Source organism: Gordonia hongkongensis (assembly GCF_023078355.1).
GTDB lineage: Bacteria > Actinomycetota > Actinomycetes > Mycobacteriales > Mycobacteriaceae > Gordonia > Gordonia hongkongensis.
Map to the genome: position 1 here is coordinate 2,980,896 of NZ_CP095552.1, position 17,848 is coordinate 2,998,743.

Annotated in this window: 13 protein-coding genes and 1 pseudogene; 3 read left to right on the forward strand and 11 right to left on the reverse strand. The window is 70.1% G+C overall.

Going from position 1 to position 17,848, the window contains the following annotated elements; translation table 11 throughout:
- The first annotated feature begins 173 nt into the window (after positions 1-173).
- On the forward strand, positions 174-929 hold the full coding sequence (locus MVF96_RS13660; RefSeq protein ID WP_058253209.1) for a PIG-L family deacetylase: 756 nt from the start codon (positions 174-176) through the stop codon (positions 927-929).
- Here the strand turns inward: MVF96_RS13660 and recD are convergent.
- The 4 genes and pseudogenes from recD to MVF96_RS13680 form a co-directional block, all read right to left on the reverse strand.
- Positions 926-2,788, reverse strand: coding sequence for an exodeoxyribonuclease V subunit alpha (recD, locus tag MVF96_RS13665; protein WP_247449354.1), 1,863 nt, complete (start codon positions 2,786-2,788; stop codon positions 926-928). The genes MVF96_RS13660 and recD overlap by 4 nt on opposite strands.
- Positions 2,785-6,168, reverse strand: a complete 3,384-nt coding sequence (locus MVF96_RS13670) for a UvrD-helicase domain-containing protein (protein ID WP_247449356.1) — start codon at positions 6,166-6,168, stop codon at positions 2,785-2,787. Before MVF96_RS13670 ends, recD begins: the two co-directional genes overlap by 4 nt.
- Positions 6,165-9,623: an exodeoxyribonuclease V subunit gamma gene (gene recC / locus MVF96_RS13675; protein WP_247449358.1), complete on the reverse strand. Its 3,459-nt coding sequence runs from the start codon at positions 9,621-9,623 to the stop codon at positions 6,165-6,167. Before recC ends, MVF96_RS13670 begins: the two co-directional genes overlap by 4 nt.
- A gap of 31 nt (positions 9,624-9,654) precedes the next feature.
- Positions 9,655-10,081, reverse strand: a pseudogene (locus MVF96_RS13680) (acyl-CoA thioesterase).
- A gap of 222 nt (positions 10,082-10,303) precedes the next feature.
- Between MVF96_RS13680 and MVF96_RS13685 the strand changes: the two are divergent.
- Positions 10,304-10,909, forward strand: coding sequence for a GNAT family N-acetyltransferase (locus MVF96_RS13685; RefSeq protein ID WP_058253204.1), 606 nt, complete (start codon positions 10,304-10,306; stop codon positions 10,907-10,909).
- 170 nt (positions 10,910-11,079) lie between these two features.
- Positions 11,080-12,597, forward strand: coding sequence for an NAD(P)/FAD-dependent oxidoreductase (locus MVF96_RS13690; RefSeq protein ID WP_247449360.1), 1,518 nt, complete (start codon positions 11,080-11,082; stop codon positions 12,595-12,597).
- 33 nt (positions 12,598-12,630) lie between these two features.
- Here MVF96_RS13690 and MVF96_RS13695 read toward each other — a convergent pair whose 3' ends face one another.
- From MVF96_RS13695 to MVF96_RS13725, 7 genes are all read right to left on the reverse strand, one after another.
- Complete coding sequence (locus MVF96_RS13695; protein WP_247449361.1) at positions 12,631-13,359, reverse strand: urease accessory protein UreD; 729 nt, start codon at positions 13,357-13,359, stop codon at positions 12,631-12,633.
- A 2-nt stretch (positions 13,360-13,361) separates the two neighbouring features.
- Positions 13,362-14,048, reverse strand: coding sequence for an urease accessory protein UreG (ureG, locus tag MVF96_RS13700; protein ID WP_068972432.1), 687 nt, complete (start codon positions 14,046-14,048; stop codon positions 13,362-13,364).
- Between the two features lie 61 nt (positions 14,049-14,109).
- Positions 14,110-14,775, reverse strand: coding sequence for an urease accessory protein UreF (locus tag MVF96_RS13705; RefSeq protein WP_068972433.1), 666 nt, complete (start codon positions 14,773-14,775; stop codon positions 14,110-14,112).
- Complete coding sequence (locus MVF96_RS13710; RefSeq protein WP_247449363.1) at positions 14,775-16,493, reverse strand: urease subunit alpha; 1,719 nt, start codon at positions 16,491-16,493, stop codon at positions 14,775-14,777. Before MVF96_RS13710 ends, MVF96_RS13705 begins: the two co-directional genes overlap by 1 nt.
- A gap of 3 nt (positions 16,494-16,496) precedes the next feature.
- A complete protein-coding gene (locus MVF96_RS13715; protein WP_211539519.1) occupies positions 16,497-16,871 on the reverse strand; it encodes an urease subunit beta in 375 nt (124 codons plus the stop codon).
- Positions 16,872-16,956: 85 nt separating this feature from the next.
- Positions 16,957-17,259, reverse strand: coding sequence for an urease subunit gamma (locus MVF96_RS13720; RefSeq protein WP_058253197.1), 303 nt, complete (start codon positions 17,257-17,259; stop codon positions 16,957-16,959).
- Positions 17,260-17,392: 133 nt separating this feature from the next.
- Positions 17,393-17,815 (reverse strand): PaaI family thioesterase, encoded by a 423-nt coding sequence (locus tag MVF96_RS13725; protein WP_058253196.1) that lies wholly within the window; start codon positions 17,813-17,815, stop codon positions 17,393-17,395.
- Positions 17,816-17,848 lie beyond the last annotated feature (33 nt).

Genomic DNA, 17,848 nt, shown 5'->3' on the forward strand with positions numbered 1-17,848 from the left:
CGCAGACCTCCATGTTCTGTTCTCGTGCACCGGACGGACGAACATCTCCGCGCCGGTGCGACACGTGTGACGGACACCGACTTTACCGAGCGGTGGTGTGGCTACCCTGGGTCGGGGACCGACTACCCCGCACGACATCCGTGCCGTGCGGGAACGATCAGGAAGCCAGGTGGATGGGCACACCCCGACTGCTGTTGGTGCACGCGCACCCCGACGACGAATCACTGTGGACCGGTGGACTCATCGCGCGTCACACCGACGCCGGCGGCGAGGTCGACCTCGTGATGTGCACCTGGACCGACGGCACCGTCCGGCACCGCGAACTCGCCGACGCGGTCGACATCCTCGGCATGCCGCGACCACCGATCATGCTCGGCTATGCCGACGACCGGCGACCAGAATCCGCACCCGATGCGCAGCGGCTGTGCGAGGCGTCGTTCGACGAACAGGTCCGTGCGCTCACCCACCACATCCGGGCACTGCAACCCGACATCGTCATCACCTACGACCCGCTGGGTATCTACGGTCACCCCGACCACGTCCACGCGCACCGGCTCGCGTGCGCGGCGGCCGACGCGGCGGCGTCGACGAAGCTCTATCACCGCGCCGGGCCGGCGTGGCGCGTGCGTTCGCTGTACTTCGCCACCATCCCGGAGTGGATGATGGACATCCTCGCGGAGAGCCTGTTCGCGGACATCCCCCGGGAGCAGCTACCCGGCACCCCGGAGTCCGAGATCGACGTGGTCGTCGATGTGTCGGATCTCGCGGCCCGCAAGAGGGCGGCCGTCACCGCCCACCGTTCCGAGATCGATCGCAGCCGGGCCATCTCCGGCTTCATGTCGCTGCCCGACGACATCCAGGAGAAGCTGCTCGGCGTCGAGTGCTATCAGCGCCGCGACCTCGTCCCCGGTGGTTGCGACCTGATCTAGGAGCGGTCGAACGGCGTCACCGCCGATCGCAGACCGCTGGCGCGCTGCACGCGGCGGTCGACCGCCGCGGCCAGCACCTCGGGTGTCCCGACGATCCGCACGTGGTCGCGGGCGCGGGTGATGGCGGTGTACAGCAACTCCCGGGTGAGCAATTCTGAGCCCGTGGGCGGGAGGATCACCGTGACCTGCCGGAACTGGCTGCCCTGGCTGCGGTGGATGGTCATCGCGTGGACCGACACGACGTCGGCGAGCTGCGTCGGGTGCAGGAGTCGCACCGATCCGCCGCGACGGAAGGCGACCCGGACGCCGTCGGCCCCCTGCGTCCGGCCCTCGGGATCGGCGATCACCACGCCCGTGTCGCCGTTGAACGTCGCCGTCTGGCGGTCGTTGGCGGTGACCAGGATGGGCTGTCCCGCATACCATCCGGCTAGCTCGGCGCCGGCGGTGCCCAGCCACTCGGTGATCCTGGCCGACCAGCCACGGACACCCCATGACCCCTCCCGGTGCGCGCACAGCACCCGGTGGGCGTCGAGCGCGTCGAGCGCCCCGTCGGCATCGGCACGACGGGCCGCTGCCCGCAGCGCCCGGCCCCATTCGATGAGATCGGCACGGACGGCATCGAGGTCGTCGGGCGCCACGAGTTCGACGTTCGGGACGTCGTCCGCGGCGACCAGTCTCAGGACTTCGTCTGCGTCACCGGCGTTCACGGCCGCCGCGACCCGCGAGATGCCGCCGCCGAAACGGAATTGGCGCCGCAGGGTGATGACGCCACCGGCGAGATGATCGGTGTCCTCGGGTTCCAGTTCATGATCGGCATCCCCGCCCACCGCCTCGAGCGCGGCCTGTGATACCGCCGTCATGGTTCCCGACTCTCCTTGCACCCCAGCGACATCCGCCCGTTCGACGAGATCCGCGAGCACCGCTCCGGCCTCGACCGACGCGAGCTGATGCGGGTCACCGACGAAGATCACCCGTGCATCCGGCCGGACTGCGTCGAGCAGACGGCTCATCGCGGTCATCGACAGCATCGAGGTCTCGTCGACGACGATGACGTCGTGCGGCAGTGTCCGCCCGCGGCCGTACCTCGGGTTGGCACCCGGGCGCCAGCCGAGCAACGAGTGGAGCGTGACGGCGTGCGCCGTGACGGGAACCGTCGACTCCGCTTCCACCGAGGCCTGCAGCTGAGCCGCCGCCCGGCCCGTCGGCGCGCACAGTCCGATACGGAGGCCGGGTCCCTGCAGGGCGTCCAGCACCGCGAGAATGCGTGCGACCGTGTAGGTCTTGCCGGTGCCGGGACCGCCCGCCAGGACGGTGGTCCAGCGGGTCGCGGCGACCGCTGCCGCCAGCTTCTGCAGGTGCCCGTCCTCGGGCGAGGTGTAGACGGCGGCTATCGCAGCGCGCAGCGCATCGGCTTCGACCACGGGTGTCGTCTGTGCGCGGCGGGCCAGCGTCTCACGGATCGTCTGTTCCTGCCGAAAGTACTTCTGGAGGTACACCAGCGGCCCATCGATGGACCGTCTCACCACCAACGGACGCAACGGACCCGCCTCGCTGCCCGCGACGAGCGGGCTCTCGAGCAGTGCGTCGAGCACCGCATCGGACGACGGGATGGTGAGGTCGGCGGTGTCGTCGCCGGCCAGCTCGCCCAAACGGTCCAGCGCGAGGCACGTCGAACCGAGCCGCACCGCACGGACCGCCAGCGCGGCGCCGAGACGCGCGGTCTCGGACACCGGCTCGGCGCACATCGTCACGAGACGGTCGGTGATGTGCACGTCCGCGGCGGCGAGGACTCCGGCCTCGTTCCATTCGGCGAGCACACCGGTGGCCCACTCCACCACCTGGACGTCGGACACGGTCATCGGGACGCTCCCGCCAGTGCATCGGACAATGCGAGGATCAGGTCTGCGGGCAGATCCCACTCGAACACGCCGCAACCGGGCGGCGTGCCCGGCCCGGCCATCCCGCGCACGAAGTGGTACTGCACCGGGCCGAGATGCCGGACCGGATCGTAGCCGACGACGCGCCAGCGCAGATACCTGTGCAGCGCAACCGAATACAGCATCGCCTGCAGCGGATAGTGGGCGGCGATCATCTCGCCTGCCATGGCCTCGGTGTCGAAGTCCTCGACGACCAGGTCCCCCGCCCGGATGCGGTTGGTCTTGTAGTCGACGACCACGTGGCGGCCGTCCGGGGTGCGCAGCACCGAGTCGATGCTGCCCGTCAGGAAGCCGCGCAGTTCACGATCGGGGAGCTCGCGGAGGTGATCGACGTAGTCACGCAACGGATCGTCGTCGGGCAGATACCGGTCCAGCAGTTCGGCGAACACCCCCGGCGTCGCCCCACGGGCGCCGGGGGCGCGATCCGGCGGCCCCAGTGGGAGCTCGAAGTCGAGCTCGGCGAGGCGATCTCCCGGCTCGACGCCCCAGAGATCGCCGAAACCGAGTGGCGTGGTGAGGACGCCGACGAGCGCGGCGACCAGTACGTCGGCGTCGATGTCGGCCGGCAGGACCCCGAGTGCGCGCGAACACAATTCGCGCACGTGGGTTTCGATGTCGGGCGCCGAGGTGTCGACGTATTCGAGGACCTCGTGCACCAGGGTGCCGAACGCCGCCCCGTAGGGCAGCCCGTTCATCAGCGACGGCGTTCCCGCTCGGCGCCCCTCGGCGGGCGGCTCGTCGAGCTCGATCGGGTCGGCGACCGGCTCGTCACCGAGGATGTCGTCGGCCGGTTCGCTGCCGGTGGTGACGACAGAACCGGCGGGCCCCCCGGGTGCGCCGTGCGCGACGTCGGCGACGATGGCCGAGTACGACGTGCGACGCCATTCCTGATCGATGGCGCGCCGGAACCGCGCGACCCCGAGGGTCGCCGTCTCGACATCGGCGTGCGGCGGGGCCGCCACCGCACCGGCCTCGATCCGGCCGGCGGGCTCGACCGAGATCGCGGCATCGCGCCCGGTCAGGGTGCGCAGGACGCCGACGCACGTGGCGTCGTCGTCGGGTATGGGGACGTCGCGGGCGACCGACCACACCGATTCGCCGGTCTCGGAAGGGATTCGGGTCGCGGTGTCGCGCCCGAAGATCAGCCGGTGCAGCGGCCCGCTCGTGGTGTTCATCGACGGCGCCCACCACGCCACGACCTGCGATTGCGCCCGCGTCAGCGCGACGTAGAGCAGCCGGAGGTCTTCGCCGGCCGTCTCCTCGGCGTACCGCTTGCGCCGCGCCGCGCGGCCGGGCGCCTGCCCGCCACCGACATCGAGACGCCGGGTACCCGACTCGTCGTGGTAGGTGATGTTGCCGCGGTCGCCGATCCACGTCCCGTCCCAGCCGTAGGGCACGTAAACGATCGGGAACTGCAGGCCCTTGCTGGCATGCACGGTCATGATCTGGACGGCCTGGGTGTCGCGGTCGAGTCGTCGACTCTGGTCTTCGTATCGCTGGCGCGCGGACGTGTCGGCGATCCGCTCGGCCAGCCACTCGACGAGGCCGCTGACTCCCGCCGAGGTCTCGACCACGTGCTTGTTGCAGAGCGCGGACACCTGCAGGAGATCGGTGAGGATGCGTTCACCGTTCTCGGTGGCCAGGACGCGCGCGGCGACACCGTGCGAGTCGCGCAGGCGCTGCGCCATCGCGGCGAACCCGCCCTGCACGAACACCCGTCCCAGCGATGCCAATTCGGCCCCGAGCTCGGCGACCTCGGGTTCGCCTGCGGTGGCCACCTTCTCGATCGACCAGCCGAGCAGGGTCGTGAGCGCCGCCAACCGCACGCGGTCCGCGCGGGAGGGTTGTTCGACGGCACGCATCACCCACAGCCAGTGCTGGGCCGCGGTCGTGGAGAACACGTTGACCCCCGACCCGATCACCGAGTTGATGCCGCGCTCGGCGAGCTCCCGCTGGAGCGGCTCGATGGTGCTGTTGAGTCGCACCAGGATCGCGATGTCGCCGGGATTCACCGGGCGGGAGGTTCCGTCGACCTCGAGCCGAGCGCCCTGGGCGAGGGTCTGCGCGATGTCGTCGGCGACATCGACCGCGATCCGGTCGCGGACGTCCTTCACCGCGGGCAGGTTGTAGGCGTTACGGGACGTGAAGTCGGTGCGCAGGAACGCGCGGATGCGTAGCGGCGGACGACCGTCGAGCCGGCTGCCCGGGTGTGCCGCCGAGACCGGATGCACCACGATGCCCGGATGTCCCAGCGCCGCTTCGCCGTACAGATGTCCGAGGGCGTCGACGAGCGCGCCGTCGGATCGCCGGTTCACGTCGAGCGCCTGCAAGGTGTCGGCCGAGGACACCGCGGCGAGGTAGCTCAGGACCTCGGCACCGCGGAACCCGTAGATCGACTGTTTGGGGTCGCCGACGAGGATGAGTCGGCGATGGCCGTGGAAACACCGGCGCAGGATGTCCCACTGCAACGGGTCCGTGTCCTGGAACTCGTCGACCAGGACCACGGTGAAGGTGTTGCGGATACGCTCGCACGCGCGCTCGCCGACCACCGGGTCGGTCACGATGCGTTGCAGGATGGCCTGCAGGTCGTCGTAGGTCCGTACGCGCGCATCACGTTTGCGCGCCTCGACGATGCGGCGGACCGCGGACGCGAAACTCACCCGACGGGCGGCCACCGCATCGCCACCCGGCCCGTCGGTCGACTCGGAGGTGTCCGGCGCCAGTGCGACCGACGCCTGGCGTACCGCGTCGCGGGCGATCGACCGCGCCTCGGTGAAGTCGAATTCCGGTGTGTCGCTTGCCCAGAAGCCGCGCAGGTAGAGGTCCAGCGCCACCTCTTCGGTGAGTTCGTCGACCTCTTCGACGATCGAGTAGACCAGTTCACGCTCACCCAGGAACCCCAGCGCCTCCAGCATGCGGTTGCAGAACGTGTGGGTGGTCGCGATCGTCGACGCGTCGAAGTCGCTCAGAGCGCGGGCGAGATTGCGACGACGGGTGGCGACCTCGTCCGGTGCTCCCTGCGCCAGCATCTGCAGCAGCGCGTCGTGGCCGGGGGCGGCACCGGGACGGTCGAGCCCGTCGAGCAACTCGCGCACACGGTCTCGCATGCGTTCGCGCAGCTCGGCGGTCGCGGCCCGGCTGAAGGTCACCAGCAGCATCTCCGAAATCGGGACACCCTCGGCGATGTGCCGTGCCGCGAGTCCGACGATGGCGTAGGTCTTCCCGGTTCCGGCGCTCGCCTCCAGGACCGTGGTGTGATCCGGCAGGTCGGCGGTGACGTCGAAGGTGGCCGGCCGTCTCACGTGCCCTCCCGGTGCTGATCGAGTGGCACCCACACGGTTCGGGCCAGCCCGGCGAACAACGGTTCGTCGTCGGCCATGGGCAGTTCGACACCGCCGACGGTGCGGTGGTCGGGTGTCGCGCCGTCGAGGAGGTCGTCGAAATCGATCTCGGCCAGCACGTCCCCGCCGAATGCGAGCTTCACATATGGGTCGTGCGCGGCACCGAATCTGTCGTCGAAGTTCCGGCGGGCGTTGGCGAGCGAGAACGTGCTGCGCCGGCCGGGCCCGTCGTTCTCGACGAACGTGTACGCGGGTTCCAGCGGCAGCGGCAGCGGACGACGAAGACCCTCGTCACGTAGCCGGACGAGGTCGTGGAGCAACGGAACCGGATCCTCGGGGCGCCGGAGTGTGATGGTGGTGGTCCCGCCGCCTCGCGGGGCCCGCCCGATCAGGACCGCCGAGTCCACCGACCGCGCCGCGGCATTGCCCTGGGTCGCGGCGGCGGCCACCGCGAGAAGCGTTATCCAGCCGCTGAGTTGCTGTTTGGCCTTGAGCTTGGAGTACGTCGGCCGCACCAACGCGGCCGGCCCGGTGTCGCCGAACACGTCACCGACCGTTCCGTGCACCCGGCGGCCGTCGGGTAGTCGGACCAGGACGTCGAGGGTCGTGGGAGTCCCTGTGCGCAACGGCTCGACGACGCCGTACAGCCGCGTGACCGTCCGCGAGATCGCGCGGAGCTCGCGGGTGCCGAAGGCGAACGGCGGCAGCGTGCCGCGCCGGAGCTCGGCCGCCTCGCACTCCCCGATGGACACCCCGGTCAGCATCCGGGAGAGGAATCGGTCGCCGATCCCCCACTTGTCCAGTGGTTCCAGTTCGACATCGAGCTGGTCGTCGTGTGGCCGGTCGTCGTCGGGGATGCGGGCACCGAGGCGCTGGCGGACGAACGCCACGATCGGGTCCACGTGGAAGTCGATGAGGGTCGCGAGGTCGATGTCCTCGGTGTCGGGGTTCCGTTCCGGCGCGGGCAGCACCTCGGCAGCGGCGACCACCACGCGCCGCGTCGGCTCGCGTAAGGCCTCGGCTCCGCGAAGCATCGACGCGTCGTGGCTGAACGGCCCCGCGATTCCCGGCACGCCACCGGGGGTGAAGTTCCGCGCGTCGAACCCGTGCAGCGAATGCCGGCGAACGGGACTCACGCCGGTCAGACCGGTGAGCGTGTCGACCAGTTCGCTCACGACCACAGCGGGCGGGATCCGCCGGCCGGAGACGGGGTCGGCGCCACTGTAGAAGACGAGGAGGGCATCTTGCGCGGCGCAGATCGCGTCGAGGAAACACTGCCGGTCCTCGTCCCGCGGATTGCGTTCGCCCACCAGCGGATCGACGCCGAGTACGTCATCCCCGTCGATACGCTGGACACGCGGGAACACCTCGGCGTCGATCCCGAGCAGCACGATCACCCGGTGCGGCACCGAGCGCATCGGCACCATCGTGCACACCGTCAGTTCTCCGGTGCGGAAGTTCGAGCGCGTCGGCCGGCCGGCGACCAGCGCCGACAGGAGGTCCCGCACGTCCGCCAGACGCAGCACCTCCTCCGGCTCGACCGGTCGGGTGTCCCCGAAGGCCTCGCTGAGCATTCGGATGGCCTGTGCGCGTTGCCAATCCTCGGCGGGCTCGGTCGCCGTCAGCGACGAGACGGCGTCGATGAGCGTCTCCGCCCATCGGTGCGCGGGAGCGGCTTCCCGCAGTTCGGCCAGCACCCGACCGAGTCGGTCGAGGAACTCGTCGAACCTACCGACGAGATCGATGCCGGTGCTCTCCACTCCGGCGAGCGGCAGTGCGGTACCGAGCCATTCGTCGTCGGCCTCCTCGGCGACGACGCCGAGGGCGATGCGGTCCAGGCCGGCGTCGAAGGTGCCCTGGCGGAACCGTTCGAGACCGTAGCGGGCGCGTTCGGCGACGCCTATCCCCCACCGGACGTTGCTGTGCGCCAGCCATTCCCGGATCAGATCCAGGTCGTCGTCGGTCATCGCGAACCGGGTTCGTACCGGCGGGGCGCCGAGGAGGTCGACGACGTCACCGGCGGTCACCCGGCCCGCGGCCAGCTCCACGACTCCGACGATCACGTCGAGGATCGGGTTCACATGGCGAATTCCACGGTCGGCGAGCCGAACTCGCAGGTCGAACGCCGGATGCGGCAGTCCCGCTTGTCCGAATGCGCCACGGATCAGGGGTGCGAAGGTCTCGACGTCCGGGCACATGATGAGGACATCGCGCGGCTGCAGCTCGGGATCGGCGGCGAACAGATGCAGCAACCGATCCCGCAGGACCTCGATCTGCCGCTCGGGCCCGTGACACGCGTGCACCTCTACGGACGGGTCCGCGGAGACGGTCGGGTCCGACGTGTCGGTCTGGTCCGACGTGTCGGTGAGGCCGGGCGCGGGAGCCAGGTCGTCGCGGATCCCCGACTGGACGACGTGCAGCGCGGTGTCGCCCAGCACCGACTCCCGCGGCACATGGTGCAGGTCCCGATCGACGATCGGAGCGAGCCGCAACTGGAGTTCCTGCAGATCACGGGAGAGACCGGCGAGCAGGGGGTTTCGCAGTTCGGGGAGCTCGCACTCCCCGCGTCGAGGTGGGACCCTATTGCCGGAGTCGGGGTCGACGAGGGCACCGAGGTCCGCCCACAGCCGCGGACTCGGGTGGGGCACGAACAGGTGGACATCGTGGTGGACGGCTGCGGCCGCGGCGATCTGACGGAACGACTCGGTGATCCGCGTCGGCCCGAAGACCGACAGTCGTTCCGGCAATCCCCCCGCCGCGGGGTCGGTGCGCAGCCGATCGCAGACCGCGGCGAGATCCTCCGCGGGATGCGGCCGGCCGATCTCGGCGCGGACCGCACGCCAGAACCCGGGCTGCCACGCCAGGTCGTCCCGCAGGGGGCGGCCGGCACCGTCGAGATCGTGGCCGGCGGCCCAGTCAGCGATCAGCGACGGACGCGACCGCCCGTACCGGTCGAACAACTCGGCCAGATGGCGTGCGGTGGCGTAGCGGCGCCCGATCCGGGGCGAGGAGGTGTCGCCCGCGCCGATGTGCCGCGCGATCACGTCGAGCGCGGGGTCGTCGACACGGTCGTCGAGGACACGCAGCACCGGCCACGTCAGTTCGGCCGCACGCCACGGATCGTCCGGCGCCGTCAGCGAGCCCGAGGTGTTCAGACGCGTGTCACCGAGCACCGCCGCGACGATGGCGTCAGCCAGGCGGGACGGCCCGGTGAAGTCGATGTTCGCGGCGATACCGTCCTCGCCGGTTCCGGTTCCCAGCCGCCGCGCCAGATGCTGGGCGAGCCACCGCTCGACGCCGGCTGCGGGAACCGACACGATCTCCGGCCGCATCGGATCGCCGAGCGGACGCGCCAGGACTTCGGCCAGCGCATCGGCCAGCGTGTCGGTGCGTTCGGCGCGGTGCAGGATGAGCATGGGACGGCTGTGACTCCGGGGCCCGGCCCGGTCAGCCCGCGGCGTTCGACCGGGGCGTGTGGAAACGCACCGGCTCGCCGAGGCGCGCGGTCAGCAGCGGCCGGGCGTCGTCGGGAATCGGGGTGGGTCGGCCGGTGTCCGGGTCGACGACGACCATCGTGGTCTCGGCCGTGGCGCACAGCGTCCCGGACTGGTCGAACAGGCGCAGGGCCATGACGAACGACGACCGGCCCACGCGTCCGATGCAGGTGCGCACGTGCACCGGGTCGAGCGAGTAGTGCACGGGAGCGGAGAACTCGATGTCCTGACGCGCGACGAGGAACGAGAACTTCCGCGGCCGGTCGGGCATCCATTCATAGAACGAACGCACCCGGCTCTCCTCGAAGATCCGGGAGATCTGCACGTTGTTGATGTGGTTGTTGATGTCCATGGTCGCCCCAGCGCAGCGCGACCGGGATGTCGAGGACGTAGTCCGGTCCGGCGGAACCGGCTGCGGTTGCCTCGGGATCGAGGGCATCTGGATCGGGGGCATCTCGGTGGGGGGCCACGGCGCGATCTTAGTGCGGGACACGCGTACGACGAACTGCAGGAGTCACAGCCGACCAGACCGTAGACTCACTCGCCGGGGCAGGACGTCAGGCGAATCGGTGCGCGCACCCCGCGCGCGGTGAGGGGCTCGGGTGAACATCGACACGGCACGGGCTCGGCTGCGCCCGGTGTCCGCCGTCGATGTCGACGAGCTCGTCCACCTCGACAGCGATCCCGAGGTCATGCGGTACGTGAGCGGCGGTGCCGCGACACCGCGCGCCGTGATCGAGGACTGGGTGGTCCCCCGCGCCGAGACCGAACACCGCAGACACGGCACCGGCACCTGGATCCTGTGCGACCCCGCCACCGCCGCCTTCCTCGGCTGGATCTCGCTGCGCACACCACGGCACAGCAACCGTGCCGAACTCGAACTGAGCTATCGCCTCCGGCGCACGGTGTGGGGCCGCGGCCTGGCGACCGAGGCGGCGTTCGCCCTCGTCGCGTTCGCGTTCGACCACCTCGGCACCGAGCGCGTGTTCGCGAGCACGGTCGCCCGCAACGCCTCGTCGCGTCGCGTGATGGAGAAGCTCGGGATGACGCTGTGCGCCATCCACCTCTGCGACGACGCCGCGGACTCGGCCGAGCTGCTGACCATCCACCCGGACCGCGACCGGTCCGAGGTCGAATACGAGCTCCTCCGAGCCGACTGGCAGGAGCGCTCTCAACGATGGTCGTCGGCCGGGGGTCTCACCGCGTGAGCGCAACACCCCTCTGGCCGCGCCCATCGGATCATCATTGACTACCGTTGAGAACATGCACGGTCGTACTCCGGCCCCGGCGCTACACGGCCCCCTCGGGTAGCACCCCACTCGGGTCCGCCGAAGTCCGCACGACCGTTGCCCAACGACCTGGAAGGAGATGTCTGGAGATGAGCAGCCCCGCCGTCCAGGCCCCCGCTGGAGCAGCCACGACCCGTCGGAAAGTGGTCATCATCGGTTCGGGCTTCGGCGGATTGTTCGCCGCCCAGCGACTGGCCAAGGCCGATGTCGATGTCACGCTGATCGCCAAGACCACCCATCACCTGTTCCAACCGATGCTCTACCAGGTGGCGACCGGCATCGTCGCGGAGGGCGAGATCGCACCGGCCACCCGCGTGGTCCTGCGCAAGCAGAAGAACACCGCGGTGCTCATGGGTGATGTGTACGACATCGACCTCGAGGCCAAGACCGTCACCTCCCGCCTGCTCGAGCGCATCACGGTCACCCCGTACGACGACCTCATCGTCGCCGCCGGCGCCGATCAGTCGTACTTCGGCAACGATCACTTCGCCGAGTACGCGCCCGGCATGAAGACCATCGACCACGCACTCGAACTGCGCGGTCGGATCCTGGGCGCCTTCGAGCAGGCCGAGCTGTCCCACGACCCCGCCGAGCGCGCCAAGCTGTTGACCTTCGTGGTCGTCGGCGCCGGCCCCACCGGAGTCGAACTGGCCGGGCAGATCGCCGAGATGAGCGACAAGACGCTCAAGGGCGCGTTCCGCAACATCGACCCGACCGAGGCCCGGGTGATCCTGCTCGACGCCGCTCCCGCCGTCCTGCCCCCCTTCGGTCCGAAGCTGGGCGGCAAGGCCGCCGCCCGCCTCGAGCGCATGGGCGTCGAGATCCAGCTCAACGCGATGGTCGTCGACGTCGACTACGACGGCCTGGTCGTCAAAGACAAGGACGGGACCACCCGCCGCATCGAGTCGCAGTGCAAGGTGTGGTCGGCCGGTGTGCAGGCCAGTCCGCTCGGCCAGCAGCTCGCCGAGCAGTCGGGCGTCGAACTCGACCGCGCCGGCCGGGTGAAGGTGCTTCCCGATCTGACCATCCCCGGCCATCCCGAGGTGTTCGTCGTCGGCGACATGATGGCCGTCGACGGGGTGCCGGGCGTCGCGCAGGGCGCGATCCAGGGCGGCCGCTATGCCGCGGACGCCATCAAGGCCGAGCTGAAGGGGCAGACCCCCGACCAGCGCAAGCCGTTCAGCTACTACGACAAGGGCTCGATGGCGACCATCTCGCGGTACTCCGCGGTGATGCAGGTCCCGATCCCCGGCATCAAGAAGACCTTCGAGACCGAGGGCTACTTCGCCTGGCTCGGCTGGCTGGCGCTGCACCTCGTGTACCTGGTCGGGTTCCGCAACCGCCTGAACACCCTGATCAACTGGTTCTTCGCGTTCACCACGCGCGGCCGTTCGCAGCTCGCGGTGACCGAGCAGCAGGTCTACGCGCGCACCGCGATCGGCCAGTTGTCGGCGCTCGAGAAGGCCGGCGAGACCTCCGGTGCCGAACCGGCGAAGACCGATGCCGGAACAGTCGACTCCGCGTCGACCGCTCCCGGGGCGACGGGCTCGGTCCCCACCGAGGGCAAGGACGCCGACGGCAAGGAATCCGAGGCCGAGGCCAGCTGATCCGCGGACGGCGGCCGGCTCGCCGGCGGTCGTCTACGGCACGACGGCCAGTGAGTCGATCTCCAGGCCGTCGGCCAACCGCCGCGCGGCGCGGACCGAGGTCCCGAGGGCGGTGGTCAGACTGGCGCCGCCGGCCAGTTGCAGACGCGCGGCGAACTCGGTCCCGTGCACGTCGCCGGGCCGGTTGTCGGGGTACCGGAACACGCTGCTCGCCGCCCGGTGGCCCGCGGCCCCCGCGCGTGTGCGCTGACCGAGCGAGAGCCGATGGGCCAGCACCACTTGATCGTCGACCTCGACGCGCAGACCCCCGGTCCAGGCACCCATCCGGTCGCGGTCGACCAGGGTGGCGTCCGTCATGCTCGCCGCCCGGCCGATCTGGACGTGCTCGTGTAGATCGAGGGTGGCGCCGGCGGCGAGTCGTGCCGTGATGTCCGAGCGGTGGACCGCGCCACCGGCGACGACCGTCGGTTGCGGGTCGATGCGCAGGCGACCACCGTCGCCGACGGCGATCTCCCACCGAGCCGACGAGTCCGGACGGTCGCGGGCCGGCAGCGCGATCGTCGCCGCGACGCTGCCGAGGCGCAACTGCGCACCCGGTTCGACCTCGATGCGCACCACGATCTCGTCACCACCGAGCGGCGTGGCGGCGGTGCCGATCAGCTGAACGTGCCCTGGCGCGGTCACCCGCACGCCCAGTCCCCCGACCGCCCGATGACGCACGCCACGCTCGACGGTGGCGACGATGTCGACCTCGGTGCGCATCGTCACCCGGCGGCGACCGGGGCCGCCAGTTGGGCCCGGACCCAGGCCAGCACGTCCGTCGCGGCCGGGTCCTCGGTCAGCGAGATCATGGCGGTCTGCCGACCCTCGCGGACCTTCGCGGCGTCGCGCCGCATGACGTCGAGGTCGGCGTTGACGCGTTCGGCCAGATCGATCTTGTTGATCACCAACAGGTCCGAGAACGTGACGCCGGGTCCGCCCTTGCGGGGCACCTTGTCCCCGCCCGCGACGTCGATGACGAAGATCTGCACGTCGATCAGACCTGTCGAGAACGTTGCGGTGAGATTGTCGCCGCCCGATTCCACGAGGATCAGATCCAGCGGCGGGTTCGCCTCGACCAGATCGTCGATGGCGTCGAGATTGGCGGTGATGTCGTCCCGGATGGCGGTGTGCGGACAACCGCCGGTCTGGACGGCGGTGATCCGTTCGTCGGGCAGAACAGCGTTGCGGCGCAGGAAGTCGGCGTCCTCGGTCGTGTAGATATCGTTTGTCAACACGGCGACCGACAACTCGTCCCGGAGCTGTCGGCACAGTGCGGCCACCAGCGCGGTCTTGCCCGATCCGACCGGGCCACCGACACCGATGCGCAGCGCCTCGCCGGGCTCGCGCTTGCGGCGCGGCCGGTTGTGGTCGTGGGTGTGCGGCTGCCCGTCGATGAGATGCGGGGGCATGGGAACTCCTCTCGGTTCGCGACGGCGACTTCGCCGGGTCACGGGATGGGTGGCGCGATGGTCAGGACATGAACAGCGGCATCGGTTGCCGCTCATGGCGTTCGGCGAAGATGTCGAGCACCGGATCGGACAGGTCCGCCAGGCCGACCGCGGCCTCGGCGGCGACGCGTTCGCACTCGGGACCGAGTTCGGCGATCATGATCGACACGTCGGCCGGGTCGAGTGCGAGCAGGCGCTGGCCGGCAGTCGCCGACCCGCTCATAGTGGTGTACACGAGGATCAGGGCCGTGTGGAAACCCGACAGCGAGGACACCGCGCCGATCGACCCGCTGATGACGGGGAGATGCGTCGACGGCCGGTGGGCCGACCAATCGACGTCCGGCCACATCCGCCGCGCCAGCCGCACCATCCCGCGGCCCTGCGCCAGCGATGCCTTCCGTGCGGCCGCCGACGGTGTGCGCGCATCGGTTTCGCGTTGCGCGCGGGGCACGTCGAGCGCGCCGTCGGCCACGGCCGCCGCCACCGATGCCGCGACGAGACCGCTCGTGGTCACCCGGCGGTACAGGAAGGACGCGAGATCGCCTGCGGTGCGGATGAATCCGTCGGTGATCGCCTGCTCGACGCCACCGGAGTGGACGTGCCCGCCCACCGGAAGACGCGAATCCGCCAGGGCCAGCATCATCGCCAGCGGCGCGGAGGCGCCCGGGTTCGTGTCGTCGGGTCGCATCAGAACAGGAAATACCGTTGCGCCATCGGGAGTTCGGCAACGGGCTCGGACTCCCACACCTCACCGTCGACCCGCACCGTGAACGTGTCGGGGTCGACCTCGATCGTCGGGCAGGCGTCGTTGTTGACCATGTCGGCCTTCCCGACGCCGCGGGTGTTCTTGACCGGGACGAGCCTGCGGTCGACCCCGATGCGCCCGGCGAGATCGGCGTCGGCACCCGGGGCGACGAAGCTGACCGACGTGGCGGCCGCGAGTTTCGGTGCGGCGCCGAACATCGGACGCGGGAAGACCGGTTGCGGCGTGGGGATCGACGCATTGGCGTCGCCCATCGCCGCCCACGCGATGGCGCCGCCCTTGATGACCAGATCGGGGCGGATCCCGAAGAACGCCGGGTCCCACAGCACGAGGTCGGCGAGCTTGCCGACCTCGACCGAACCGATCTCGTCGTCGAAGCCATGGGCACGTGCCGGACAGATCGTGTACTTCGCGATGTAACGTCGTGCGCGATTGTTGTCCGCCCGACCGTCGCCGGGCAGCGATCCGCGTTTGCGCTTCATCACGTGCGCCGTCTGCCACGTCCGAAGCACGACTTCGCCGATCCGGCCCATCGCCTGCGAGTCCGAGCCGATCATCGAGATCGCGCCCAGATCGTGCAGGAGGTCTTCGGCCGCGATCGTGGACGGCCGGATCCGGCTCTCGGCGAAGGCGAGGTCCTCCGGCACGGTGGGGTTGAGATGGTGGCAGACCATCAACATGTCGAGGTGCTCGTCGAGTGTGTTGACCGTGTGCGGGCGCGTCGGATTGGTCGACGACGGAAGCACATTCGGGTAGGCCGCGACCGTGATGATGTCCGGAGCGTGACCACCGCCGGCACCCTCGGTGTGGTAGGCGTGGATGCCGCGGCCGGCGATCGCGCCGAGGGTCGTCTCCACGAACCCGGCCTCGTTCAGGGTGTCGGAGTGCAGGGCGACCTGCACGCCGGTCTCGTCGGCCACCCGCAGGCAGGCGTCGATGGCCGCGGGCGTGCTGCCCCAGTCCTCGTGCAGCTTGAAACCCGAAGCGCCCGCGCGGATCTGCTCGTGCATCGACTCGGCGCTGACGGTGTTGCCCTTGCCGAGGAGCGCGATGTTCATCGGCCAGTGATCGGTTGCGGCGAGGATCGAGGCCAGATGCCATGCGCCGGGTGTCACGGTGGTGGCCTTGCTGCCCTCGGCCGGACCCGTACCGCCGCCGATCACGGTGGTGATCCCGTTGCCCAGCGCCTCGTCCATGATCTGCGGACAGATGAAGTGCACATGGCAGTCGATGGCGCCGGCGGTGACGATCTTGCCGTTGCCGGCGACGATCTCGGTCGACGGCCCGATGACCAGGTCCGGATGCACCCCGTCCATGGTGTCGGGATTACCCGCCTTGCCCATCGCGACGATGCGACCGTCCCGAATTCCCAAATCGGCCTTGATGATTCCCCAGTGATCGAGGAGCACGACGCCGGTGATGACGGTGTCGGGGGCGCCGTCGGCGCGGGTCGCCCGGCTCTGTCCCATCGACTCGCGGATCACCTTGCCACCGCCGAAGACGGCCTCGTCTCCGGCGCGACCCGGTCCGCCCGACAGGTCCTCGGTGACCTCGATGAGCAGATCGGTGTCGGCGAGGCGGATCAGATCGCCCGTGGTCGGGCCGAACAGCTGTGCGTACCGGTCGCGTCCCAGGATGGCCATGCGTCACTCACTCTCGTCGGTACGGACGGCGTCGACCGGTCCGCAGGCGCCGGGGGGCGCCAGGGAGATCCCGTACACCTCGCGGGTTCCGCCGAGCGGGACCAGACCGACGGTCATCTCGATGCCGGGCTCGAAACGCACCGCGGTCCCGGCCGGGATATCGAGGCGGCGGCCGTGTGCGCGAGCGCGGTCGAAGACGAGTGCGGCGTTCGACTGCGGGAAGTGGACGTGACTGCCGACCTGCACCGGACGATCGCCGGAGTTGACGACCCGGAGTTCGACGGCGTCGGCACCCGCGTTGAGCTCGATGGTCCCGTCAGCGGCGATGACCTCACCCGGCACGAGTGTCGATCGCGGGCCGGGATGCGTACCCGACATTTCGGTCTCCTCTGGACTGCTGCTGTTCGATGGACGGGCGCGGGGCGCCACGATCCACCTCGGACGGTGCCCCGATCGCGGGGCGTCAGGCGATGGGGTCGTGCACGGTCACCAGCTTGGTGCCGTCGGGGAACGTCGCCTCCACCTGGACGTCGTGCAGCATCTCCGGCACCCCGTCCATGACGTCGTCGCGCCGGAGCACCTCGCGGCCGGATGTCATCAGCTCGGCCACCGACCGGCCGTCGCGGGCGCCCTCCAGGACGTGATCGGTGATCAGCGCGACCGACTCCGGGTGGTTGAGCTTGAGGCCGCGCCCCTGCCGCCGCCGGGCCAGCTCGGCCGCGTAGGAGATCAACAGCCGTTCTTGTTCATGCGGCGACAGTCGCACCGGGAGCGCTCCTCGAGAGTGTTCGGCCGGACGGTCTGTTCGGTGGGTCCGGCCGGGCAGTAGGAGTCATCCTGCCATGCCGACACGGGGTCGGCGCGCCGAGTGGCGATGGGGTGACGCGGGCCTCAACGGCCTATGTGACCTCGATGTTCTGCAGCCGCACCTGCGACTTGGCCAGCATCTTTCCGTCCTGGTCGACCATGTCGACAGCCCACAGCTGCTGGCGACGGCCCCGGTGGATCGGGGTCGACGTCGCGGTGACCGTGCCGGCGCGGACGGACCGGAGGAAGTCGGTGTTGTTGTTCACCCCGACGGCGGTGCCGCCGATCCCGGAATCCTGCAGCCAGAGGAAACCGCTCATGCTGGCGACACTCTCACCGACCGCGCAATAGACGCCGCCGTGCACGATGCCGAACGGCTGATGATGACGCTCGGTGATCTCCATCGTGGCCACGATCCGGTCCGGCCCGGCCTCGACGACCTCGAGTCCCAGGACCCCGTCGAGCCCTTTGCCGAATGAATCCCGGAGAACATCGTCCGCACTGTCAGCAGTCATGACGTCAACAGTCGCATGTCGGTCGGATCGTGG

Bases quoted from the DNA above. Each gene is read 5' to 3' on its own strand.
- MVF96_RS13690 (WP_247449360.1), top strand. From the start codon at position 11,080: ATGAGCAGCCCCGCCGTCCAGGCCCCCGCTGGAGCAGCCACGACCCGT.
- MVF96_RS13660 (WP_058253209.1), top strand. From the start codon at position 174: ATGGGCACACCCCGACTGCTGTTGGTGCACGCGCACCCCGACGACGAA.
- MVF96_RS13710 (WP_247449363.1), bottom strand. From the start codon at position 16,493: ATGGCCATCCTGGGACGCGACCGGTACGCACAGCTGTTCGGCCCGACC.
- recD (WP_247449354.1), bottom strand. From the start codon at position 2,788: ATGACCGTGTCCGACGTCCAGGTGGTGGAGTGGGCCACCGGTGTGCTC.
- MVF96_RS13695 (WP_247449361.1), bottom strand. From the start codon at position 13,359: ATGCGCACCGAGGTCGACATCGTCGCCACCGTCGAGCGTGGCGTGCGT.
- MVF96_RS13705 (WP_068972433.1), bottom strand. From the start codon at position 14,775: ATGCGACCCGACGACACGAACCCGGGCGCCTCCGCGCCGCTGGCGATG.
- ureG (WP_068972432.1), bottom strand. From the start codon at position 14,048: ATGCCCCCGCATCTCATCGACGGGCAGCCGCACACCCACGACCACAAC.
- MVF96_RS13725 (WP_058253196.1), bottom strand. From the start codon at position 17,815: ATGACTGCTGACAGTGCGGACGATGTTCTCCGGGATTCATTCGGCAAA.
- recC (WP_247449358.1), bottom strand. From the start codon at position 9,623: ATGCTCATCCTGCACCGCGCCGAACGCACCGACACGCTGGCCGATGCG.
- MVF96_RS13715 (WP_211539519.1), bottom strand. From the start codon at position 16,871: ATGTCGGGTACGCATCCCGGCCCGCGATCGACACTCGTGCCGGGTGAG.